This window comes from Pseudomonas sp. NFACC04-2 (genome assembly GCF_900119265.1).
In the GTDB taxonomy this organism is placed as follows: domain Bacteria; phylum Pseudomonadota; class Gammaproteobacteria; order Pseudomonadales; family Pseudomonadaceae; genus Aquipseudomonas; species Aquipseudomonas fluorescens_AA.
The window spans coordinates 1-24,201 of record NZ_FPJC01000023.1 but is presented as its reverse complement, the minus strand read 5'-3'; the positions used below and the strand labels follow the sequence as shown (position 1 = coordinate 24,201).

At 60.2% G+C, this 24,201-nt stretch carries 17 protein-coding genes and 1 rRNA gene; 3 read left to right on the top strand and 15 right to left on the bottom strand.

Features of this window, described 5'->3' with window-relative positions:
- Nucleotides 1–3: 3 nt before the first annotated feature.
- Nucleotides 4–885, top strand: a complete 882-nt coding sequence (locus tag BT125_RS23820) for a LysR substrate-binding domain-containing protein (RefSeq protein WP_072410987.1) — start codon at nt 4–6, stop codon at nt 883–885.
- 97 nt (nt 886–982) lie between these two features.
- A complete protein-coding gene (locus tag BT125_RS23815; RefSeq protein ID WP_060739285.1) occupies nt 983–1,327 on the top strand; it encodes a cupin domain-containing protein in 345 nt (114 codons plus the stop codon).
- Nucleotides 1,328–1,394: 67 nt separating this feature from the next.
- Here BT125_RS23815 and gntB read toward each other — a convergent pair whose 3' ends face one another.
- The 8 genes from gntB to BT125_RS23775 form a co-directional block, all read right to left on the bottom strand.
- Nucleotides 1,395–2,381: a guanitoxin biosynthesis L-arginine gamma (S) hydroxylase gene (gntB, locus tag BT125_RS23810; protein WP_072410985.1), complete on the bottom strand. Its 987-nt coding sequence runs from the start codon at nt 2,379–2,381 to the stop codon at nt 1,395–1,397.
- 202 nt (nt 2,382–2,583) lie between these two features.
- Nucleotides 2,584–3,699, bottom strand: a complete 1,116-nt coding sequence (locus BT125_RS23805; RefSeq protein ID WP_072410983.1) for an aminotransferase class V-fold PLP-dependent enzyme — start codon at nt 3,697–3,699, stop codon at nt 2,584–2,586.
- Nucleotides 3,700–3,702: 3 nt separating this feature from the next.
- Nucleotides 3,703–4,884: an MFS transporter gene (locus BT125_RS23800; RefSeq protein ID WP_371857825.1), complete on the bottom strand. Its 1,182-nt coding sequence runs from the start codon at nt 4,882–4,884 to the stop codon at nt 3,703–3,705.
- 23 nt (nt 4,885–4,907) lie between these two features.
- A complete protein-coding gene (locus BT125_RS23795) occupies nt 4,908–6,212 on the bottom strand; it encodes a hypothetical protein (RefSeq protein ID WP_072410969.1) in 1,305 nt (434 codons plus the stop codon).
- Complete coding sequence (locus BT125_RS23790) at nt 6,209–7,270, bottom strand: threonine aldolase family protein (protein ID WP_072410967.1); 1,062 nt, start codon at nt 7,268–7,270, stop codon at nt 6,209–6,211. Before BT125_RS23790 ends, BT125_RS23795 begins: the two co-directional genes overlap by 4 nt.
- An 11-nt stretch (nt 7,271–7,281) precedes the next feature.
- Nucleotides 7,282–8,244 (bottom strand): proline dehydrogenase family protein, encoded by a 963-nt coding sequence (locus tag BT125_RS23785; RefSeq protein ID WP_072410965.1) that lies wholly within the window; start codon nt 8,242–8,244, stop codon nt 7,282–7,284.
- 274 nt (nt 8,245–8,518) lie between these two features.
- Complete coding sequence (gene mmsB / locus BT125_RS23780) at nt 8,519–9,406, bottom strand: 3-hydroxyisobutyrate dehydrogenase (RefSeq protein WP_046063065.1); 888 nt, start codon at nt 9,404–9,406, stop codon at nt 8,519–8,521.
- Between the two features lie 10 nt (nt 9,407–9,416).
- Entirely contained in the window at nt 9,417–10,943 is a 1,527-nt protein-coding gene (locus tag BT125_RS23775; RefSeq protein WP_072410963.1) for a CoA-acylating methylmalonate-semialdehyde dehydrogenase, read from the bottom strand.
- Between the two features lie 139 nt (nt 10,944–11,082).
- Here BT125_RS23775 and BT125_RS23770 point away from each other — a divergent pair, with 139 nt between their 5' ends.
- The gene (locus BT125_RS23770) at nt 11,083–12,030 is read left to right on the top strand and encodes a LysR family transcriptional regulator (protein ID WP_053181727.1); all 948 of its coding nucleotides are present in this window, start codon (nt 11,083–11,085) and stop codon (nt 12,028–12,030) included.
- Here BT125_RS23770 and BT125_RS23765 read toward each other — a convergent pair.
- The 7 genes from BT125_RS23765 to rrf all read right to left on the bottom strand — a co-directional run bounded on the left by BT125_RS23765 (nt 12,027) and on the right by rrf (nt 24,015).
- A complete protein-coding gene (locus BT125_RS23765) occupies nt 12,027–12,530 on the bottom strand; it encodes an outer membrane lipoprotein YfiB (RefSeq protein ID WP_072410961.1) in 504 nt (167 codons plus the stop codon). The two genes, BT125_RS23770 and BT125_RS23765, sit on opposite strands and share 4 nt — an antisense overlap.
- 3 nt (nt 12,531–12,533) lie before the next feature.
- A complete protein-coding gene (locus BT125_RS23760) occupies nt 12,534–13,802 on the bottom strand; it encodes a diguanylate cyclase DgcN/YfiN (protein WP_072410959.1) in 1,269 nt (422 codons plus the stop codon).
- Nucleotides 13,799–14,374: a regulatory sequestration protein YfiR gene (locus BT125_RS23755; protein ID WP_072410957.1), complete on the bottom strand. Its 576-nt coding sequence runs from the start codon at nt 14,372–14,374 to the stop codon at nt 13,799–13,801. The genes BT125_RS23760 and BT125_RS23755 overlap by 4 nt, the downstream gene beginning before the upstream one ends.
- A gap of 138 nt (nt 14,375–14,512) precedes the next feature.
- Nucleotides 14,513–16,609 carry an exodeoxyribonuclease V subunit alpha gene (gene recD / locus BT125_RS23750; RefSeq protein ID WP_072410955.1) on the bottom strand — a complete coding sequence of 699 codons (2,097 nt, stop codon included), beginning with the start codon at nt 16,607–16,609 and terminating at the stop codon, nt 14,513–14,515.
- Nucleotides 16,606–20,295 (bottom strand): exodeoxyribonuclease V subunit beta, encoded by a 3,690-nt coding sequence (recB, locus tag BT125_RS23745; RefSeq protein ID WP_072411105.1) that lies wholly within the window; start codon nt 20,293–20,295, stop codon nt 16,606–16,608. The genes recD and recB overlap by 4 nt, the downstream gene beginning before the upstream one ends.
- Complete coding sequence (gene recC, locus BT125_RS23740) at nt 20,292–23,744, bottom strand: exodeoxyribonuclease V subunit gamma (protein ID WP_072410953.1); 3,453 nt, start codon at nt 23,742–23,744, stop codon at nt 20,292–20,294. Before recC ends, recB begins: the two co-directional genes overlap by 4 nt.
- Before the next feature lie 155 nt (nt 23,745–23,899).
- Nucleotides 23,900–24,015: ribosomal RNA gene (rrf, locus tag BT125_RS23735) — 5S ribosomal RNA — on the bottom strand.
- Between the last annotated feature and the right edge of the window lie 186 nt (nt 24,016–24,201).

Here is a 24,201-nt window from a genome sequence, read left to right as displayed (position 1 = left end):
CCCATGCACTTCGACCTCACCGACCTGCGCCTCTACCTGCACATCCTCGACACCGGCAACATCACCGCCGGTGCGGCCCGCAGCCATTTGTCCCTGGCCGCGGCCAGTGCGCGGGTCCGGGCCATGGAAGCTTCCCTGGGCATCGATCTGCTTGAGCGCGGACGGCGTGGCGTAACCCCGACGCCGGCTGGCAGGGCCCTGGCCGAGCACGCCCGGGTTCTGTTGCGACAGGCCGAACGCCTGCAACAGGACCTGGCTGAATACGCCAAGGGCGTCAAAGGCCGGGTGCGACTGTTGTGCAACACCAGCGCCATGACCGAGTACCTGCCCGAACTGCTGGCCGGTTTTCTCAAGGCCCATCCCAACCTCGACATCGACCTGCAGGAATTACCCAGTTCACGGATCACCCATGCGCTGCGCCAGGGCGCGGCGGACCTGGGGATCGTTTCCGACGCGGTGGACACCAACGGCCTTCAGGCCTGGCCGTTTCGCGACGATCCACTGGTCTTGATCCTGCCGTCCGGGCACCCACTGGCCGACGGTCGAGCCGTGCGTTTCAGCGAGACCCTCAGCCACGACTATGTCGGCCTGAACGCCTCCAGCGCCCTGGCGATTCACCTGGAAGAACAGGCCCTGCACATCGGCTCGCGCATGCAAATCCGCATTCGCGCCGATGGTTTCGACGGCATGATTCGCATGGTGGCCCATGGTGCAGGCATTGCCATCGTGCCGAAGGCGGCCATCGACCGGCGCCCGCCCGAGCCTTCATATCACTGCGTCCCGCTGCAAGAGGCCTGGACCCACCGGGCGCTGCTGCTGTGCGCCCGCAACTTCGACGGTTTGCCGGCCTACGCCACGGCCCTGGCTCGACATCTGGCCGATTGATGCGCGCTTCTGGATAGCTCGATGTCGACCACAGGCATCTACCCGCCCAGGCCACGCGTTAGGGTGCCTGTTCTCTTCCGCCCCTTTCGGAGTTCACATGACCGCCCCCATCACCGTCCTGCGCGACACCCATCCGCTGCCCGTACTCGATGCCTGCAAATGGGAGAAACTCGAAGGCGACCCGCACACCGTCAACCTCAACGCCTACACCAGCGAAGACGGCAGCAAGATCATGGGCACCTGGATCTGCACACCCGGCAAATGGTATGTGGAATACGTGAAGTGGGAGTACTGCCATTTCCAGGAAGGCTACTGCATCATCACCCCAGAGGGCCTGGAGCCGATCCATCTGCGCGCCGGTGATATCTTCGTCATCGAACCCGGCATGAAAGGCACGTGGGAAGTGGTCGAGACCGTGCGCAAGTATTTCGTCTTCGCCTGACGAACGCGTTTGACCGATACGCTGTGCTCAAAGGCGCGCCTGGAGCACAGCGCAGCATGACCGCCCGCTATGCTGTCACGTCAACGGTGCCGATTTTACCGCTTCGATACGCCTCGAATATCTGGTGCAGGCTCGATCGGGCATCGCCTTTCGCAGTGAAAATGCCGCCACACCCCCGATTGGCCGCCGCATAGCTTTCATCCTCCATCAATATCTGGTGCGCCTGCTTCAGGTTCCAGAACGGCACGCCGGCAAACAGGTGGTGGGTCAGATGATAGTTATCGCCATGCATACCGATAAACAATCGCTCGACCGGAGTGGGGAAACGATTGCGCGTCAGCTGCACCTCATCCTTGTACACCCCGAACATGCCGAAGTGCTCGGAAATCTCGGAGAGCCAGCCAATCACCTGGAACACCGTGAAGTAAGGGACCAACCAGAACAGGACATAAGCCCACGGGCCGACAAAGTAATTGAAGAGCAACAACATGGCGCCATGAACCGCCAGAAGCTTCAAGCCTTGTAACGGATTGGCCAGGATGTCCCCCGCCCGGTTCTTGACCAGATAAAGGAAGTACTTGTAGGTGTTGACCAGCGTCACGCTCCTGAACAGATGACGAAACAGGAAATCCAGACGGTCCTGAGCCTCGTACAAGCCCGACTCGATGTAGAAACGATGGTCGGGATCCTTCAGCTTGTCGCCTAGATGGTGGTGGTGCATCTGCACATGGGATCGACGATAGGCTTCATAGTCCTGGAAGATGGGATAGGCCAACAAATATTCACCGACCCATTTGTTAAGCGCCTTGCTTTGAGCCAACGTCATATGCGCCGCTTCGTGCAGAAGCGAGGCAAGTGCCCGCTGCCGAGAGCCAATGAACAACAGTGCCAGCGGATAAAGCGCGTTATAGCGATTGGCGAGAAATATCGCCGAGGCAATGATCAGAAGGTCCGCACCCAGGGCAACCAGCCAGTGCCAATTGTCTTTTTTGTACAAAGGCCGCAGACGCAGCCTGAGTGCAGCAGAAGGATTAAACCTGTTCACATCGTTCATCGGAATTCCCTTTCGTAACTCGAAGTGATGAATACAGGCGCTAAACGCCTGCGCAGCCTTAATGGGTTCCCCAGTCAAAACAATTAATGCAGTACCACTGCCGCAGACGGTCACTTGTCAGGCACACCACGCACATTCCATTGCGACAAACCGCACGACATAGACTTTTTATTTACAGGCCATTGGTTGCCTCATTGATCATTTATAACTCGGCCAGTAACGCGATGAACTCATCCACGTCTTGGGCATTGTTCCTCCCATTGATGGAAACGCGCACAAAACGCTCATGCCCCCGCGCCAACATGAAGTACGGCGTATGCGATGCATATCCCGGCCAAGCGTTGATACCTCGGGCGCGCAGATAACTGACCAGCTCTGTCGCCGAACAACGCTCATGGGTGAAAGCGATGATGCCCTGACGGTGAGTGCCCGGAGCAATCAAATTGACACCGGAGGTCTCTGCCAGACGCCGGAGCAATTCGTGATAGAGCTCTGACTCCGCCCCGTAGGTGCCCGACAAGCGCTCTTTGATCGCCTGGTTCAAACCCACTACGGCCGCGTTGTTACGCTCGGCATATTCAAAACAGCGGGCATCTCCCAGCCCTCGCGTAACGACGCCGCTGACATCGACCGTGGCCCGGCCCAGGTCAGTGAAACGAGGTTGCGCGGTGGCCAGGAAGCGTTCGGACAGGTAGGCAAACCCTGTTCCCCTTGGCCCACACAGGAACTTTCTGCCGGCAGCCGTCAACACATCGCAGCCGGCGGCGCGCACGTCCAGCGCCAGCATGCCCGCCGATTGACAGGCATCGACAAAGTACCAGGCCGAGTAGTCGCGCAGGATATTGCCTACCGCCTCGATGTCATTCACGATGCCGCAGCAAGAAGGGACATGGACGATCGAGACCAACTTGACCTCGGCGCTCATGTGCCGGGCCAGCCATCGCAGGTCGAGGTTGCCATCGGCCAACAGCGGCATCACTTCAACCACCACCCCATGCAGGCGCTGCAATGTCGCAAGTGCGATCAGGTTGCCTGCGTATTCGTAGGGCGTGACCAGAACGCGTGCGCCTTCGGACCAGGTCAATGCCTCCAGCGCGGTCACCCACGCCTTGGTCGCCCCATCGAAAAGCGCCACGTTACGCGCATCGGCGCCCAGCAGCCGGGCAACGTTTTCATAGACCTCAACGTCCAGGACAGGTGCGTACTTCAATTCGGTTTCATAAGCCCCCGACTCGAACTCGTCCTGCAGATAACGTTGCATCAGCTTCAGCGTCTCGGCAGACATCAGCCCCGAACCCGCCGTATTGAAGTGAATCATCAATCACCTCTCGCGCCTTGAACCCAGGAAATAGAACAGACTGGCCACGACCACGCACATGGATAACAGGTAGAACACCGCCCAAGGTGCAAAGAGCGACAGGGCAACACCGCATAGCACCGGCCCCAGCGCGGCCCCCAGATTGGACAGGTTTTGCGCACCGTAGTAAACGCCGCGCATATCCTCCGGGGCGATGTAGTCGATGAACAGGTATTCCACCGGGATAATGATGATCTCACCCACGGTAAAAACGATCATGGCCAATATCCAGGCCAGCGGAGTCTGTGCGTAACAAAACCCCATCAGGCCCACCACGAAAAACAACATGCCCAGCATCAGCATCCGGAACAGATTGTTCTGGTTGATCCTGGAGCCGACCAGGTATTGCAAACCGATCACCACGCAAGCATTGGTGGTGACCAGATAGTTGATGATCTTGTAGGTGTTCTCCGGCGTGCTGGTCACGATCAGGTATTGCGACAAATAGGCCGTGAACTGACCGAACACGACGGCACTGAGAACGCCGCCGATCGTAAAACACACCAGCTTGTAGTTACGCACCAAATGGACCAGCACGCGGGCAAAATCATGGCTTGGCCGCTCTACGCCTTCTCCACGAGGAAGCCGTGCCCCCATCCCGCTGTACAACACGACAAAAGCCACCCCGATCAACGCCGAAACCGCAAACGGCAGGCCGGGACTGATTTTCGCGCACAGCACACCCAGGAAAGGGCCGATGGCGTAACCGACGTTGGTCAGCGTGTACTTCATGGAAAACACGCTCGCCCGCTTGTCCACCGTCACCAGGAAACCTATGCCTGATTTCACCGCGATGTCGATCACCGCATAGGCGAGGTTGACCACCACGATAGCGATGATGAACGGCACCAGGCTGGCTACCTGATAAGCCACGGCAAACGCCAAGGCAAACAGCGTGGCGGCACCGAGCAGGATCCGGTAGTTGGAAAACCGGTCCACCAGAAAACCGCCGTAGACACCCAGGATGGAGCTGACGATCAACGCGCCGCCCACCACAAGACCGATATCGGTGACCCCCAGGCCAAAGGCCTGAGAGAAATAAACCACCAGATAAGGCAAGGCCAGCGCACGGGCAACGGTCAGGATGAACGTCGCCGACAGCAGCAGAACCACAGGCCGGGTATACACCTTGAATCCACCCTGCACCGCCAGCTCTCCCGACACGTCTTTCATGACAACATTTCCCTGTAGACGCCAGGTTCGTCCTCGCGCAGCAACTCGATGCTCTTCTGAATGGCTGCACGGTCGCGGTCGAGAATGAACACATGCCCCGGGCAGTTTTCCAGGGAAACGGTTTCCTTGAGCGCCCCTTCATCCTGGATCTTGATGCTGTGTACGCCAGGGATCGCTTTCCACCGAGCGAGGTCTGGCGCGCGCTTGATGGGCCCGGCCTGTCGAGCGATCAGGAACACACAGCTGGAATGGAAATAGAGCTTGTTTCTCGGGCGTTGCCGGTAGTCGAGAAAGGCCTGGGGGTTGATCAGCGAATCGATCCACAGGCTCAACTGGTTATGGCCCAAGGCCCGGGTGTAGGCCGACAGGTCGATGCCGCCCGGCATGCGTGCCGCGGTTTCAAGCAACACCGGTTCGTCGTCGACTATCATCAGTTCGCTGTGACCGACGCCCTGCTGGATACCCAGTGCATCGAGCACGGAAAAAATGTATTGCGACAGGCGACGGTAGACGTCGGCATTGTCCACCGGGCACATCAGCTGGTTGTAGTCGTGCACGGGCGAATCGCCAATTCGAGTGCGATACACCCGGATGATTTCGCTGACATAGTGCTGGCCGTCGACACTCACGGTATTGACGCAGTATTCGATGTCCACGTCCGTGGATTTGCTCGCCGACAACTCCGAGTTGAAATCCGAATTGTCCAGATACTGCTGGACCAGGATTTCCTCGTTGCTTTCAAGGAACAGGTTCTGGCTCGACTTGATGACCTCGAAGGCCTGTTCGACTTCGCTTTCCTGCGTACAGATATGAATATTGTCGGAGCCGGCACTTTTGATCGGCTTCAACACCACCGGCAGGATGCGTTGTTCTTTTATCCATTCCAGAATCGCTGCCAGCGAATCCGACTTGAAATGCTTGATCGAGCGCACACCCGCCCGCTGCAAGGCTTCATGCATTTCGAACTTGTCGCGCCAGCGAACGGCATGCGCCGGATCATTGCGGCGAGGGATATCGAACAGTCCCGCCAGATGCGCGGCCAGTTCAACGCCAAACTCGCAGCCGGCCAGCACGAACTGCACCGAGTAATCGGATAATGCCTGCTGCAGCTCGGCGTCAGAGTGGTAGAGAACGTCCTGGATAAAGTCGGCAGGACGGAACCAGGGCTTGTAGAAGGCGTTGACATTGGCGGTGGAGCGCACATGCACGCATTCAAATCCGCGGGAAATAAAAGCGGGCGCGATGAGGCTGCCGATCGAATAGGCATCCACGATCAGCACAATGTTTTTCTTATAGATCACTTGATCGTCTCCGGCGCACGGCTGAGCTCGCGGACGGTATCCTTGATAATCCCGGCGGCTTTATGGATATCGTCGCGGCTAATGTTGAGATGCGGCATGAAGCGCATTTCCCTGGCGTTATAAGGCAAGCCCCCCACTCCTTTCTGACGCAGAAGAGCGGCGAACTGCACCGGCGCGATACCCAGCGCGGCAATGTCCAGGGTGACCATGTTCGTGCCCTTGTAGCGCGCAGGCGCTTCGTCGATGTCATTGAGCAACTGGTGCAGCAACGCTGCGTGCTCATGGTCATCGGCCAACCGCTCGACGTGGTTTTGCATCGCATAAAGCCCGGCCGCTGCCATCATGCCGGCCTGGTGCAAATCACCCCCGAACCATTTGCGGTATTTTTTGGCGCGCAGTATCAGTTCTTGCGAACCCACCATGATCGAACCGATCGGCGCACCCAACCCCTTCGACAGGCACATGGACAGCAGATCAGCGTTGTCGGTGTATGAAGTCACATCGATGCCGGAGGCAATCGACGCGTGAAGAATCCGCGCGCCATCGAGATAACGATAGGCACCGATCTCCTTGGCGTAAGCAAAGACATTGTTCATTTGTTGCAGCGGAAAGATGTCCCCACCCTTGCAACCGAGGGTGTTTTCAATCACCACCACCCGCGGCAAGGCATAGTTCTGGCTCCAGCGGCATTTGGAGGCGTGGAGTTTTTCCAGGTCACCGACATCGAACAGGCCGTTGTCGTGGTTGGTCAGCGAAAAATTGACCCCTGAAAAAGCCGACGTCGAGGCCGACTCATAGAAATTGATGTGGTACGAAGCGTCGAGGAATATCTCGTCGCCCGGGTTTGTCAGTGCCTTGATCGCCAACTGGTTGCTCAAGGTGCCGCCTGAGGTGAACAGCGCCGCTTCCTTCTGGAAGTAATTGGCGCAGTACTCCTCCAGCGCACGCACTGTCGGGTCCTCACCGAAACAGTCATCACCCACTTCAGCCTGATAAATCGCCTTGCGCATGCCTTCCGTTGGCTTGGTTACCGTGTCGCTTCTCAGATCGATAAACATAAATTGCTCCGTTAGTAACCTGCGCCAAAGACGATGCGAGAGGGATCGTAGAAGTCAGCGAGGGACTCCAGGACGTTTTCAGGCGACTCGGCGAGTCGATGCAGAAAATGGAGGTACCAGCTGTCGCCATAAACCGCCGCGATACGACATGCCAACCCTGCCTCCTTGGCTTTACGCAACGTCTCGGGTTGCACACCGTGGAGCATTTCCAGTTCCTGGATCTGCGAGTGGTAACCCTGGTCGAAAATGCGCTTGATCAGGTTGGGATCCTGCGTCGCGCAACTGACCGCGATGTTGGCCTCGAGAAGTTCGGTAAGTAACGTCAAATAGCGCTGATCCAGTTCCGCGCCACGAGGGAGGGCTATTTCACGCGCTTCGTTGTATACACCTTTAACCAATCGAATCTTACGACCATACCCAATGATTTTGGGTAAATCATCAAGCGTTCTATGCAAGTGTGCCTGTACCGTTAGACCAACATTGGAGTGATCAGGCGCCAACTGGGAATACACTTCGAGGATCTTATCGACCGCCGAAGAGTGCTCCATGCTAATCATCACGGGAATATTATGTTCTGCGGCAGCAGACAGGATAGTGGCGGCGTTGCGATAGGCCGTTTCCTGGGAAATGAGCATGCCTACGGCACTTAGATCAAACCCCAATTGCGGTGTTAATCCGGCTTTGGCGAACGTCTGGATAGCCTTCAGATATTCATCGACGAAGGCCTGCACCACGCGCGGATCATGGTTCTCCTCGCCGACATACTCAACGCCGAGTCGATAGCCTTTGTCGTGGAGTAATTGGAGTTTTCCAGCGAGCTCTTCCCGATCCGAAGAGACGATATAGCGGTGGGCTGCTTGCTCGAATAATTTGAAGAACAACGAGTCTTTGCTGAAGGCGTCCCGACATTCTTGATTGAGCGCCAACTTTTTAAGGGCAGCAGATATAAGTACGCACGTATCCTGCGAAGGCATGGGTATCGCTCCTTGATAATGATTGCTCGTCCTGAGCGCCGAGTATTGTGCAACGTTTTTTGTCTGTCAAGGCTCCGTAACTATAACAACTCGTTATCACTTGCAGCGTTTTATATATATGAAACTAAGGACACTCAAGACAATGTCATACTAAATAACGTTTATTACAGCTTCACGGCAAATCTCGCCCAGTCAGCTTATTTCCCAGCCAGCTGGGCGGCCTTGAACATGAGACGCTGTGGCGAGGAAGCTCGCTCCCTCGCCCAGTGCCCGCTTATTGCGGCTTGCGATAGCTGTTAACAATCGCCGAAAAATCCTTGCCGCCCTCGCCCCGCTGGCTCATCGCCTGGTACAACTGCTGCGCCACCGCCCCCAGCACCACCGGCTGATGGGCCTGCCGCGCGGCTTCGGTCGCCAGGCCAAGGTCCTTGAGCATCAGATCGGCGCCAAAGCCACCCGTATAGCCACGGGAGGCCGGCGCCGTTTCGATCACGCCCGGCCACGGGTTATAGGTGTCCGAACTCCAGCAACGACCCGTCGAGCTGTTGATGATCCCGGCCAGCACCTGAGTGTCGATCCCCAAGGCATCGCCCAGAGCCATGGCCTCGCTGACACCCACCATGGAAATGCCCAGCAGCAGGTTGTTGCAGATCTTGGCGATCTGCCCGGTGCCGACTTCGCCACAGTGCACGATGTTACGGCCCATTTGCGCCAACACCGGTTGCAAGGTGGCGAACAACTCAGCCGTGGCGCCGACCATGAAGGTCAACGTGCCCGCCGCCGCACCGCCGGTGCCGCCCGAGACAGGCGCATCGGCCATCGCCACCCCTTGTTTCGCAGCGGCAGCCGCCACGTCGCGAGCGGTTTGTGGATCGATGGTGCTGCAATCCACCGCCGGCGTGCCAGCGGCGATACCGGCCAGCACACCGTCCTCACCCAGCCAGACGCTACGCACATGGGCGGCGGCCGGCAGCATGGTGATCACCAGTGCAGCGCCCTGGGCCGCGTCGCGAGGCGAGGCGCTGATCGTGCCGCCCAATGCCGCCAGCTCGGCCAGCACCGTCTGGTTCAGGTCGAACAGGTTCAGCGAATGGCCGGCCTTGAGCAGGTTGCGCGCCATGGGGGCGCCCATGTTGCCCAGGCCGATAAATGCGATGTTCATGTCCGGCTCCTTAACGCAAATTGATGGTGGTGTTCACACCGTCATTGACGCTGTCATCATCGAACCAGCGCGCGGTCACGGTCTTGGTCTGAGTGTAGAACTGCACCACTTGTTTGCCGTACGGGCCGAGGTCGCCGAGTTTCGAACCACGGGAACCGGTGAAGCTGAAGAACGGCACCGGCACCGGGATCGGGATGTTGATGCCCACCTGGCCAACGTCGATTTCGCTCTGGAATTTGCGCGCCGCCGCACCACTCTGGGTAAACAGGCCGGTGCCGTTGCCGAATGGGTTGGCGTTGACCAGGGCAATCGCCTGATCCAGGGTGTCGACTTCCAGCACCACCAGCACTGGGCCGAAGATTTCCTCGGTGTAGATGCGCATCTCGGTGGTCACGCCGGAAAACAGGGTCGGGCCGACAAAATTGCCCTGCTCGAAGCCCGGCACGCTGATGCCACGGCCATCGAGTTCCAGCTTCGCCCCTTCCTTCACGCCGCTCTCGATCAACTCGAGAATCCGCGCCTTGGCCCGCTTGGAAATCACCGGGCCGATGTCGGTGCCCGGCTCACTGCCGGCGTTGACCTTGAGCTTCTGCGCCAGGGCCTTGAGCTCCGGCAACCATTGCTTGGCCGCGCCCACCAGCACCACCACGGAGGTGGCCATGCAGCGCTGGCCGGCCGCGCCAAAACCAGCGCCGACCAAGGCGTTGAGGGCCTGCTCACGATTGGCATCGGGCAACACCACCGCGTGGTTCTTGGCGCCCATCATCGACTGCACGCGCTTGCCATGACGGCCCGCCAGGTCATACACGTGGGTACCGACCGCCGTCGAACCGACGAAGGAAACCGCCTTGATATCCTTGTGGGTGCAGAGCGCATCCACCACGTCCTTGCCACCGTGCACCACGTTGAGCACACCCGCCGGTACGCCGGCCTCGATGGCCAGCTCCACCAACAGCATGGTCGACAGCGGATCCTGTTCCGACGGCTTGAGCACAAAGGTGTTGCCGCAAGCGATGGCCATCGGGAACATCCACAGCGGAATCATCGCCGGGAAGTTGAACGGCGTAATGCCCGCGCACACCCCGATCGGTTGGCGCAGCGTGTAGGTGTCCACGCCACCGGCGACGTTCTCGGCGAACTCACCCATCTGCAGGGTGCCGATGGAACAGGCGTGCTCGACCACTTCCAGGCCGCGGAAAATATCACCCTCGGCGTCAGCGATGGTCTTGCCCTGTTCGGCGCTGAGCACCGCGGCGATGCGCTTGGAATGCTCGCGGATCAACGCCTGGAGCTTGAGCATGATGCGCATCCGCGCACCGATGGGCGTCAGTTTCCAGGTCTGGAACGCACGCTGGGCAGCGGCGATGGCGGCATCGACTTCCGACGCCGTCGCGAATGGAACCTTCGCCAACACCTGTTGGGTCGCCGGGTTGACGATGTCGTGCCATTCACTGGATTGGGATTCGACCCACTCGCCATCGATCAACAGTCTGACGGTTTGCAGGGTGGTGTCGCTGGGGGTAAGGGAAACGTTCATGCTGGCCTCCGGGATTGTTCTTATAGAGAGCGCTGGTTCAGCAAAGACCAAGGTGCATGGGCACGCATGGTGATGAGACGGTTTTTGGAGTATAGATGTGCAAACTTCTAATAAGAATGCACATAAAAGCCGGTCCATCATGCAAAAAAACATCACCTCCCTGGGGTCGCTGAATTGGGACGACCTCAAGTTTTTCCTCGAAGTGGCCCGCACCCGCAAGGCCAGCACGGCCGCCAAGCGCCTGGCCGTCGACTACACCACGGTGTCGCGACGCATCAGCTCGCTGGAAGCCTCGCTGGGCACGCTGCTGTTCGAAAAATCCCGGACCAACGGTTTTGTCCTGACCGCCGAAGGCCAGCGCCTGCTGGGGTACGCCGAATCGATCGAAAGCACCCTGCACATGGCCTGCGAACAGGTCTCAGGCTCTGGCGTGGCGCTGTCCGGCCATGTACGCATGGGCTGCACCGAAGGCTTCGGCAGCTTCTTCATCACCCCGCAACTGAGCCATTTCGTCGACGCCTACCCGGCCATTTCGGTGGACATCCTGCCGCTGCCACACTTCATCAGCCTCTCCAAGCGCGAAGCCGACATCGTCATCGCCCTCGAACGCCCCGAACATGGCCCGTATGTGTGCTGCAAATTGTGCGACTACCGGCTGCAGCTCTATGCCACCCAGCCCTACCTGGACAATCACCCACCGATCCAGCGCCCGGCCGACCTGAGCAAGCATTCGTTCATCAGCTACGTGGACGACCTGGCGTTCAGTTCCGAATTGCTCTACCTGGCCAACGTCCTGCCCGGCGCCAATGCCCACCTGCGCAGCACCAGCGTGATCGCGCAATTCGTGGCCGCACAGCAAGGGCGCTCACTGGCGATCCTGCCCTGCTTCCTCGCCGCCCAGGACCCACGGCTCTTGCCGGTGCTGCCGGAGGAAATCACCGTCACCCGGCAGTTCTGGATGTACTGCCGGGAAGACTTGAGGAAGCTCAAGCGGATTACGTTGTTGTGGGACTACATCCGCGAAGTGACTGAACAGAACCAGCCACTGCTGATGGGCGATAGCCGGGAGATGGTGTTCGCCGACTAGTCGGCGATGACCACGATGGCGACGCGGCGGTTTTCGGTGCGGCCGCTGGCCGTGTCATTGGAGGCGACCGGTTTGCTACTGCCCAGGCCACGCAGTTGGACGTTTTCTTCGCGCATGCCAACGCTTGTCAGCACCTTGCCCACGCTGGCGGCCCGACGCATCGACAGTTGTTCGTTGTAGGCCTGGGAGCCCGAGGCGTCGGTATGACCATCGATGCGTACCCGCTCGATGCCCGCCCCCAGCAACGCCTTGCCGATGCGCTCGACGATTTCGGTACTGGCCGGGTTGAGATTTTCCACATCGCTGCCGAACAACACCTTGCCCGACAAACCGAAGGCCCAGCCATCGTCGGTCAATTCGAAGCCTTGCTGCTTGAGTACGGCGATTTGCGCCGGGGTCAGACCTTTCGGCGGAGCCGTCTGGCAACCACTCAGGGCCAGGATGGCAAGCAAGAAAAGCGCCGCGAACCAGCGCAGGGAAAGTTGAGGGTATGAACGCACGATTCAGCTCCTGGTTTGAAGATCGACGACGGAGTGATCCGACCCCGCCGTATGTTGACCGCCTCGAGCGAGGCGTTTGGCTTGGTACATTGCCGCGTCGGCGGCGTGGAGCAGGGTGCCCGGTGTGTCACCATGATCCGGGTAGACGGCAATGCCGATACTGAGGGAGGTCAACACGGAAGCGTTGCCGGGCAATTGAATCGGCATCTCCATGCTGGCGATGATTTTTTCAGCGATCCGCTCGGCATCCTCGGCCTTGTGCAGGGGCGCCAGCAGCACGGCGAATTCATCGCCCCCCAGGCGCGCGACCAAGTCATCCTCGCGCAACTGGGCCCGGACCCGGGTCGCCACGGCTGTCAGCACCGCGTCGCCGGCGGCGTGACCGAAGTTGTCATTGATGCCCTTGAACCGGTCGCTGTCCAGGTACAGCACGGCCACTTGCTCGTTGAGCTTGCCGGCATTGCGCAAGGCGCGAATCAGTCGGCCTTCGAAAAACGCCCGGTTCGGCAAGCCGGTCAAGCTGTCGTGGCTGGCCTGGTGCGCCAGGGTTTCGTTTTCGCTTTGCAGGTGGGTCTGCCAGGACTCCAGTTCATCGAGCAATGCGTTGAAGTCATTGGCCAGGTTATCCAGTTCAGCAATGGCGGCCGGCGGCACGCGTCGATCCAGGGCTCGTTCGCTGCGTGCCGCGTGGGCCACCTCGGCCAGGCTGCGCAGCGGCCCGGTGATCGCACGCAACTGGCGCCGTGCCAGATAAAGCGCCACCCAGGCACTGACCGCCGTGCACAGGATGATCCCCGTCAGACCGCTGAGCAAAAAGCGCAACAGGCTACCGCCATGCCCCGCCAACACGATACGGCCGATGTTCTGCCCTTGATGAATGATCGGCAGGCTGATGGGCTTTTCCAGGAATGCCTTGGCAATGTGTACTTCCAGTTCCGACAACAGGCCGGTTTGCGGTCTCTGCCAACGCGCCAACAGACGGCCATGTTCATTCAACACCTGGGCATCGGCGACTTCCTCGGTGGAAGCGATCAAGGCCAGTGCTTCGGTAGCCGCGGCCGAATCATCGAAGACCACGGCAGCTTCCACGGTGTAGTTGATCGATCGGGCGATCAGGTGCAGGTTGTGATCGGCATAGACCCGCAATGCCAGCAGGCCAAGCAAAGTCAGGGAAACACTGGCCATGGTGATGGCCACCAACGCGACGATCAGATGACCACGACCGATGACCGAGCCCAGGGTGGGACGGACCCTTGGTTTGCGCTGTTTCATGGCGTCGCCGACCTGCGACGGGAAAGCTGCAGCACACTTGGATGGATGCGCACACCACTGCGTGCCACAGAGTCGAGGTTGACTTCGAAAGACACTTGTTCATCGCCGACCCGCAGGCAGAACAGGCTCCCCACGGTGCACTGGTCGCCGCCTTCGCTGATGCTCAGCACTGGCTTGCCGATCAAGGATGCAAACAAACGGGTGTGCTCATCGTTGGTCAGCCTGCCGACGTAGACCGCGTTGCAGTCAGTGGCGATATCGGGGTGATCGGCCAGCAGCCGCTGCACCGTCACCGGCCGCCCCGTGGCCTGGGTGGTGCCCTTGACCAGATCGTCGGTGTACTGGGTCGGCCCGACGATGCACAGTTGCAGTTGGGTAGGCTCCACGGGCCAACGGGCGTAGCTGAGAATACCCAATACCACCTGGGTCACCGCTTCGGCCCGCTGCTCGGCCTGGGTCGTGGTGACTTGCTCCTGGGCCATCGCGACAGGCAGCAGCAGACACAAAAGGCCGGCCAGCAGAAACTGCCCCCACCCCTTGCTGCGCACTGCCTCCCGTACAGGCACTTTCATGGAAAATCTCTTGATCCAGACGATAAGTGCCGGAACGATAGCACAGTGCCAAAAAGCCAGCGAGGCCGCGTGTTACGTAGACTTCGGCGCGAAACAGGCAAAATTGCCATGGGGCATGAACCATTAAAAGCTGATGATTCAGTCAGCCTGCTCCAACTCCAGCATTAACCCGCTCAAGCGCTTGACCTTGCGCCGGACCGCCTCCTCGAAGATGCCCACTCGCGGTTCGATCAGGCTGAACCATTGCTTGCCCCGGGTAATGGCGGTGTACACCAATTCCTTGGTCAAGACCGGGTTCAGCGCATCCGGAAGGATCAACGCGGTATGGGTGAATTCCGAACCCTGGGATTTATGCACCGTCATGGCATACACGGTTTCCACGTCATTGAGTCGGCTGGGCAGGACAAAACGCACACCGCCCTGGCCGTCATTACGCGGGAAAGCGACCCGAAGGACCTGTTTGCCGGCATCGGGCCCATCACGCTCGGGCAGCTTGAGGGCAATGCCGATATCGCCATTCATCAACCCCAGCCCATAGTCGTTACGGGTCATCAGCACCGGGCGTCCTTCGTACCACTGGTGATCGCTATCGATAAGGCGGGCCTTGAGCAATGCAGCGGTGATCCGTTGGTTCAACCCTTCAACGCCCCACGGGCCTTTACGCACCGCGCAAAGCAATTGGAATTCGTCGAAGGCCGCCAGTACCTTCCGAGCCCAATCGGCCCAACAACCGTCTTCCAATGGGCGAGAAATGGCCGGGCGGTGCTGCCGCAGCAGGCTCAGGTAATGCCGATACCCCTGGGGCCCTTCTGGCTTGCCGTCGAGCAACAGCTTTTCCAGCTTCGTGTCGTGCTCACTCACCAACTTCAGGGAGGCCAGATCGGCATATTGCTCTTGCTCCAGCAACTGACGGGCTTTTTCCGGCTGTTGCTGATTGACCCAGCGAGCCAGTTGACCGATCCCACTGCCTTCGCCGAAGCGTCGGGAATGCCTGAGCATGACCACTTGCTGCGCCAGGGGATGAGTGCCGTCGAGGTCTTGCCGCAGGTCGCTGGCCGCCAGGTTTTCACCGCTGACCGACTCAAGCCAGGCTCGGGTCCGGGGGCTGTACCAACCGTCCTCGGCGTCTCGACACAAATCCCCCAGCACTGCACCGGCCTCTACAGAAGCCAACTGGTCCTTGTCCCCCAGCAACACCAACCGGGCATGGGCCGGCAGCGCGTCCAGCAGATTGGCCATCATCTCCAGGTCGATCATCGACGCCTCATCGACCACCAACACATCCAGTGGCAAGCGATTGCCTGCATGGTGACGAAAATGCCGGGTGCCGGGGCGGCTGCCCAACAAACGATGGACCGTCGTGACGTCGCACGGAATGCGTTCGCGCACAGCCTCATCCACGTCCAGGGTCCGGACCTGCTGGCTGATGGACTCGGTCAGGCGCGCCGCCGCCTTGCCGGTGGGCGCAGCCAGGCGAATTCGCAGCGGCTTCCCTGCCTCGACGGCCGGAGCCTGCAACAACGCCAGCAGGCGCACAACGGTGGTGGTCTTGCCGGTACCCGGGCCGCCAGTCACGATGCTGAAGGCCCCGCGAGTCGCCAGCGCGCAGGCCAGCTTCTGCCAATCGATCGGGGCGTTGGCATTGGCCGGCCCGAACAGCCCGTCCAAACGCTCGCGCAGGTCTCCAGGCGCCGCTTCATGGTCAGTCAGCCGTTGGCGCAACGCCTCGTCGATCCGTCGTTCATAGCCCCAGTAACGGCGCAGATAAAGACGCTTGCCAGACAGCACCAACGGACGTTGCTGCGCCTCTTCGCTTTCATCCGCAGCCAGGGCCACCAGACGACTGGACGCCAGGGCCTTGCACCAATGGGCGCCGTCCAGTGTCTGCAATATTTGCGAGGGCAACAACATCACGCCTGGCTGCAAGTCACCCTCGGGGGGCAGCGACAGGGCGAAGTCCGGCTCCTTGAGGGTCTCGAACACATCCAGGCAGACATGCCCGTGGCCCAGTTGATGACTGGTCAGCGCAGCGGCGAGCAGGACCAAGGGATCACCGTCCGGAGCCAGTTCATGGAGGAACGCCACGAATGCCTTGTCCAAGGCTCGCAACCAACCGCGCTCGACCCAGCGCGTCAGTAACAACAGCAGGTCCTGGGCACGGCTCAAGGGGGCCAGGTCAACCGGGCTCTCGTCGTCGGACGCCTTGGGCAGCAGATCGGCAAAGGAACGACTCATAGCAGTTCTCCCTGTACCCATGCCGGCTCGGCCTTGGGTTCGGGCGCGCCCTGGAACAGCCGATCCAGTTGTTCGATCAAGGCCCGTGGCGGCTTGGTGAAATACACGCCCTGGCTGGTTGAGCGGGTGCCGCGAAGGAACAGATAGAGGGCGCCGCCGACATGCCGGTCGTAGTCGTAACCAGGGAGCCGCGCCTTGAGCTGGCGATGCAGGGCCAACAGGTACAGCACGTATTGCAGGTCGTAGCGATGGTCCAGGATCGACTGTTCCATGGCCTGTACGGTGTAGGCCATGTCATCGACACCCAGCCAGTTGGACTTGTAATCGGCCACGTAATACCGACCGTCGTGCTCGAACGTCAAATCGATGAAGCCCTTGAACATACCGTTGAGCAGCACCGGTTCCGCCGCGACGCGGGCTACACCTCCATGGGTGAACCGGCAAACCAGTTGATCAAGCTTTTGCACATCGACCTTGTGGCTGGCGAACCAGAACTCCATCTCGACCTGGAACCGGGTCAGTTGTTCGAGCACCACCGGCGCCTGGTCGTTGCCGACGGGCATGGGCATTTTGATCAAGTGCTGCAGCCAGTCGCTCAATGTAGTGATCCAACCTTTCCAGCCTCGGCGATTACAGCGTCGGGCAATGGCATCCTCGATATCCGCCGGCGCAGATGAAAAACCTTCTCCGGCGGCCCACTCCAAAAGACCATGAAGGAAAGTGCCGGGGCCGGGGCCACGGGGAAAACGGTGAATATCGCCACCGATGGCGACGGTCTCCCTGGGAGCGTCCGGGTCCAGTCGCTCATCGTCGAACAGCTTCTGGGCCTGCGGATTCTCTGGCGCGGTATCGCTGCCTTCGCTCAGGCTTTCACCGATGCGCAGGGCGCTGTAAGACGCGATCCACCAATTTTCGCTGGCTTTTCGCAAGGGCACCAAGGGTTCGAGCAACACAGCGTCGTTGCGCGGCGGCCGGTAGCGCTCGTCGGTCGCTTCGGGCACTGGCTGGCAACTGACCGCGACACTGCCTTGTTGCAGGTCTTCCAGCCAACGCTTCAACTCCACCGACTCGGTCAACGGCACACCACCGCCCAACAGATAACCCAGTGCGGACACATGCAGGATCGAGCTGTTGTTGTTGCCCCGCTTGAGGTCCGCCACCCCCAGCCAGCAGGCATGTTGTGCACGGGTCAGTGCCACGTAGAGCAGCCGCAGATCCTCGGCCAGACGCTCGTCATCGGCCTTGGCGATCAGTTCGGCGGTGGGCGTGAGGCTGATCTGCGCCTTGTTGGCCTCATCGTGGTAATGCAACGGCAATCGACTCCCATCCACCGGTTTCGTCGAACAGATGAAGGGCAAGAAAACCAACGGATACTCAAGGCCCTTGGACTTGTGGATCGTGACCACCTTGACCAACTGCTCATCGCTTTCCAGGCGCAGGATCTGCTCTTCCCCCGCCTGTCCGGACAAGGCCAGGTGCTCGGACAAATGCCGGATCAAGGCTTGTTCGCCATCCAGTTCACCGGCGGCCTGCTGCAACAGTTCGCAAAGGTGCAGCAAATTGGTCAGCACCCGCTCGCCATCGCTGCGCGCCATCAGGGCCTGGGGCAGTTCGAAATCATGCAGCAGGCGTCGCAACATCGGCAGCACGCCCTGGCTGCGCCAGACCGAACGATAACTACGAAACTGCATGACCCGGGCTTCCCAGGCCAGTTCATCCTGATTGAGACGCTCCAGCTCCGTCAGTGGCAGGTTCAACGTGATGCTGGCCAGCGCTGCCCGTAGCGGTCGCTCCACATCCGGCTCGGCGCAGGCCCTGAGCCAGGTCAGCAAATCCCGCGCCTCTTGCGAAGCGAAGACCGAATCCTTGTCGGACAGATAGACACTGCGCACGCCCCGCGCGGACAGCTCGGCGCGCACGGCCTGCGCTTCTTTACCGTCGCGCACCAGGATGGCGATATCCGCCGGGCGCAACCCGCGCAGCGTTTCGCCATCGACCGTGAAACCGTCGCGTCCCGACTGGCCACCGTTGAGCAATGCCGTGATCTCACTGGCGCACGCGGCCGCCATGGATTGCCGGTACACCGCACCGGAAAGCGGCTGCTCCGACGGTAGGTGCCAGATATTCAGCGCCGCAACGGTCTGTCCTGCCACCTGCAAGGACTCCTTGCGCCCCTGGGATTCAACGGACAGGAACGGCACCGGGTTCTCACCCGACGGTTCGCGGAACAGAAAGGCGCCGCGCCCCTTCGGACGGGACTCGGCCTTTTGGAAAATATGGTTTACCGCCCCCACCATGGCATGGCTGGAACGGAAATTCGTGCCCAGGGTATGTAACCTGCCGGTCGTGGCCTGGCGAGCACGCAGGTAGGTGTAGATGTCGGCACCGCGAAAAGCGTAGATCGCCTGCTTCGGATCACCGATCAGGAAAAGTCCGGTCTCAGGATCGTTGTCTTCGATGCGGTAGATGCTTTCGAAGATCCGGTATTGAACCGGGTCGGTGTCCTGGAACTCATCGATCAGCGCCACCGGAAACTGCTCGCGGATCAGGCTCGCCAGACGCTCCCCCCCGTCGGTCTGCAGCGCCGCGTCGAGACGCAGCAGCATGTCGTCGAAGCCCATTTCGGCGCGGCGACGTTTCTCGGCTTCGAACCGCGCTCCGACCCATTGCGCGGCATGTTGCAACACGGCGGCATCTGGCGTGGGCAAAGCATCCAGGCTGGCCTTGAGACCGGCCATGGCGTCCAGCCCGGGATGGTTGGGCACTTCGCCTTTCCAGGCTTCGGCCATGCCCTCGGGAGTCAGGCGCGTGAACCCAGTGCCAATGTCCAACAGCTCAAGGCTTTCGTCATCGACCCAGGCGGTGATTTTCTGAAACCACGGTTCGAAGTAACGCGCCTGCATCTTGCGCCCATCGACAGACTTGCTGGCGACGCCTTGCTGGCAGATCTCCAGCAGCTCCACGGCCCACTGTCGCCATGGCGCCTTGAGATCGAGCAAGGCAGCACTGCGCTCTTGCAGGGAGGCCGCGATGAGTTCGGCCGGCTCAAGCCCGTCGCCGTCGCCACGCTCGCTGGAAAACAACCCTCTCACCCGTGGCAACAGCGCAGCCGGCCCTCCCCAATGGGTACGCACCCAATTCAGCGCCTCGCCTTGCATCGAATAGCAGAACAGCCGCCAGTAATCGCGCAAGACCTCGCCCAGCAATTCGCTGTGGTCGGTTTCCAAGGTCTGGGTAAACAGGCTGCCGCTGTCGAAGGCATGCTCACGCAACATGCGCTGGCACCAGCTATGGATGGTCGAGACAGCCGCTTCGTCCATCCACTGCGCGGCGATGTCCAGCCGGTTCGCGCAGCCAGGCCATTGCTCGGCACTGAACTCATCGCGCAATGCGGCGATCAGTGAATCCGGCGCTGGAATCTCGTCGCGAAAGAAACGTGCGGCTTCGGCCAGACGGGTGCGAATTCGTTCACGCAACTCCTTGGTGGCAGCGTCCGTAAAGGTCACCACCAGGATTTGCGGCGGAAGCAGTTCACGGCCAAAACCGGACACCGAACCGCCATGCCCCAGCACTAGGCGCAGGTACAGCGCCGAAATGGTGAAGGTCTTGCCGGTACCGGCACTGGCCTCGATCAGCTGGCTGCCTCGTAGCGGAAAAGCCAGGGCCAAAGGTGTCTGCCGACTCATGAACGGGCCTCCTCGCCGGCCGATGAACGCCATGGGGCTTCCAGCAATGGCCGATAAAGCGCATCGCACCAGTCGGGGAATGTTTCGTCAGCCATCAAGGCCGCGAAATCCGGAAACTGTCGAGCCAAGGCCGGGTTCTCCCGCCGTTCGCCTTCAAACGTCTGTCCATCGCCCTCATAGGCTTTGCGCGCCGCGGCTTCGGCCTTGAGTGGATCACTCTGGCCGAGCCAAGCGAAAGCCGTCTTCACCGCGATCGGCAGCGGCTGGCGCATGCCGGTCTGCCAAGCCTGCAGCATGTCGACAAGCAGCTTTCGTGCGACTGGCTCTTCGAAAGGTGCCAGCAGTAAGCTGTCATCACTGGCCACCAGCGCTGTCGTCAACGACAAGCCGTTAGCGCAGGCCACAAGATGGTTGACCCAGGGCCGTATCAGGCGATGCCACTTGCGGGTCTTGGTGGAGCCGATGCTATTGGGTATAGCCGTGATGGCGAGGACCGCACCGTCGGCGCGCTGGTGCAGGCCACTGAGCCATCCTTCGACACTCACGCCCTGCAAGTGCAGGCTGACGGGCACGGCACTGGTCAGCGGTGTAGGCCATAACGCCAGAAGCTGTTGGTAACGCTGGAGCAGATCCGGCAAGGGCTCGATCAACTCACGCTGCATGCACTCTCCGAACCCGGCCATCGGCAACAGGCCGCTGTTCTGGAGTCTCTGGGCGTGGGCGGCCAGGGCCAGATCCGGCTGGTCCAGGCGTACCAGCGCAGCCTCGAGCAGGCTGTCACTCAGGGTGTAGCGTTGCAGCGCATCGAGCACGAAAGGTTCGTCATCGGCCAGAGGCGCCTCGACAACTTCAAAGAATACTTTCAGCCGCTGGCTGAAAAAATGGCGGACGGGATTGCGCAGGAAGTCCTGCAACTGACCGAGGCCCAAGGGTTCTTCCTGGACGTAAGGTGCCAGCAGCTGGGTTTTGTCGGTGTGATCGCAGGTGTCGTGGAGCATTCGCCATTCGCTGGCGTAACTGAACAGCTCGTCACCTTGATGGAAATAACGCGCACTGAACGGTTGCAGCGGATGCTCCTGGGTCAGGGCATCGAGGAGACTCTTGCTGTCATCGGCCAACCGCCAGCCACTGGCGAGATGATCGCGCAGTTGGCCGATCAACACCGATGCCGGTCGTTCACTGTTGTCGCGGATACTACGCCCCACCCAACTGATGTACAGCTTTTCCCGGGCCGAAAGCAGCGCCTCCAACAACAGGTAGCGGTCATCCTCACGGCGGGAACGATCGCCCGGGCGATAATCGCCGCCCATCAGATCGAAGTCCAAGGGTGGCTGGGCTCGCGGGTAATCACCGTCATTCATCCCCAGCAGGCACACCAGCTTGAAGGGAATCGCGCGCATTGGCATCAAGGTACAGAAGTTGACGGCTCCGGCCAGGAAGCGTTGGGACAGCCGCCCTTGATCCAGCCCGGCCAACCACGCCTCACGCACCACCGTCAGCGGCAATTCATCTTGCAGCCCCACCGACTCACAGGTTTCCAACCAGGTTTCACGCAAGTCTTCGAGTTGGGCCAGCAAATAGTCGTCATGCTCGTTGCTCGCCTGGAAAAATAGCTGCATCAGGTCATGCAGGCGCGCCCCCCATTGCTGCGGCGATGCCGGCTGGGTAAGTTCCTGATGAGCGACCTCCAGGGCATCCAGCAACGCAACCAGCGGACCGATCAATGCCGCGTCCAGGCCACCGATCTCGTCGTAGGGCTCGATGCCGTCATAGGCCTGCGAACTGCCGACAGCGTACCCCAGCAACATGCGACGCAAGCCGAAACGCCAGCTGTTCTGTTCAAGCTCCGCGGGCAAGCCCAACCCAGCACGGTGTTCGGCGCTCATTCCCCAGCGAATCCCCGCCCCTTCGATCCAGCGGTGCAATGTTGGCAGGTCGGCCTCATCGATGCCAAACCGTTCGCGCAACGCCGGGACATCCAGCAGATCGAGGATTTCGCTGACCGGAAAACGACTGTCCGGCAACTTGAGCAAATGCTCGACGGCAATCAGCAGTGGTTCACGCCCACGCTGCCCCTGGTCCGTCAGCGTGAATGGAATGAAACGAGGGTCGCCCCGGTCGAGCTGGCCGAACACCGCGCGAATGTGCGGCGCATAACTGTCGATGTCCGGGACCATGACGATGATATCCCGTGGGCGCAGAGACGGATCCGCACTGAAGTGGGCCAGCAACTGGTCATGGAGAATCTCGACTTCACGCTGGGCGCCGTGGGCCACATGAAAGCGGATCGAGCCGTCTCGCTGCGTATCGACGACAGGCCAGTGCTCCCGGGTTTCGTTCAGGGGGCGCAGCTCCAGGATGTCATCCTGCAACTGACTGAGCAGGGTCGTGGGGGTCCCATCCGTAAACAAGTCGATTCGCCCATCGCGAAATACCGCGCGGTAGCTGTTGGGGTCGTCGTAGCTGTCGAGCAGGTTGATATAGTCGCGCCCCTGCTTGCCCCAGGCAGCCAATAACGGATGGGCATGTTGATGCAGGGTTTGCGGATCGAGGACGGCGGGCATGCCGGTCTTGCGGGCCTGACGCTTGTATTGGTGACGCAGCAAGTCCTTGTCGGCGACGATGTCCGCCCAATGATGGCGACACGGGTTATGCACGCAGAGCAGAACCTGGCTGAACCGGGAAAGACCGGCAAGCGCCTCGAGGACTTGGGCAGGCAACGAAGAAATACCGAACACGATGACCCGCGCCGGCAAGCCTTTCGGAGCGACTTCCAGGTTGTTGATTCGCTCGATGTAGCGCTGGTGGACGCCGGCACGGCTTTGCGCCATGCCTTGTTCACCCACATCCAGCAACAAGGCACGCCACAGTTCCGCTTGCCAGCAATTCGCCGGTGCGAGCGGCTTGATTTCACCTCGGACATTTCGTGTCTGGTGTCGACCTTCAGCCCAATCCTCGAGCCAGTCGGCCCGGTATACCTGGTACTGGTCGAACAGATCGGCAAGACGTTCGGACAGTTGATAGCGCTTGCGCAGGTCGGTGTCGTGGGTAAGGAATCGTCGCAAAGGTTCGAAATGAGGCTGCTCGATCAATTGCGGCAGCAGGCGCATCAGGCGCCAGGTTAGCGGAGCCTTGTCCAATAGGGACTTGGCCGGAATCTCGTCACGCCCCAGGACTGTTCGATACAGCTGCCACATGAAACTGCCCGGCAATTGCACATCAATGGCCGCCGCAATACCGCAGCCGCCGGAGTCATCATCTTCCGGGTCTTCAGCCAGTGCGAGCTTGAGCCATTGGGCAATGCCGTTGCTTTGTACCAGGGCGATTTCATTTTCAAGGGGAGCCAGCGGATAGCGCCGCATCAAGCTGATCACCAGGCTGCGCAACTCATCAAGGCGATTCCCGTGAACCACCATGAAAGCTGGGCTAAGGGACGTTGCGTCCGGCATGAAAGGCATCCTTGAAAATGCAAAAGCTAGGGCAGAACCTTAGCACTGTCGGGGGGCTGTGACAGCCGGGAGCTGTCCGCGCTTGTGGTAAGAACTTCCCTGCGGGCAAAACAAAACCCCTACCTGCGTCAGCAGATAGGGGTTTCGGAATTTAATCTTGACGATGACCTACTCTCACATGGGGAAACCCCACACTACCATCGGCGATGCATCGTTTCACTTCTGAGTTCGGGATGGGATCAGGTGGTTCCAATGCTCTATGGTCGTCAAGAAATTCGGTAGCCAGCGCGTGCCTTGCGGTCACGTTCCAGCGAATGGGTATGCGATAGTTTGTGTGTTGCGGTTGAGCGTCTCGAACTTTCGGTTCGTTTCGTCTTCACACACCGCAATCTGGTCTCGTTCGCCCTGGGGCTTGGAGCATTCAAATTGCTTGGGTGTTATATGGTCAAGCCTCACG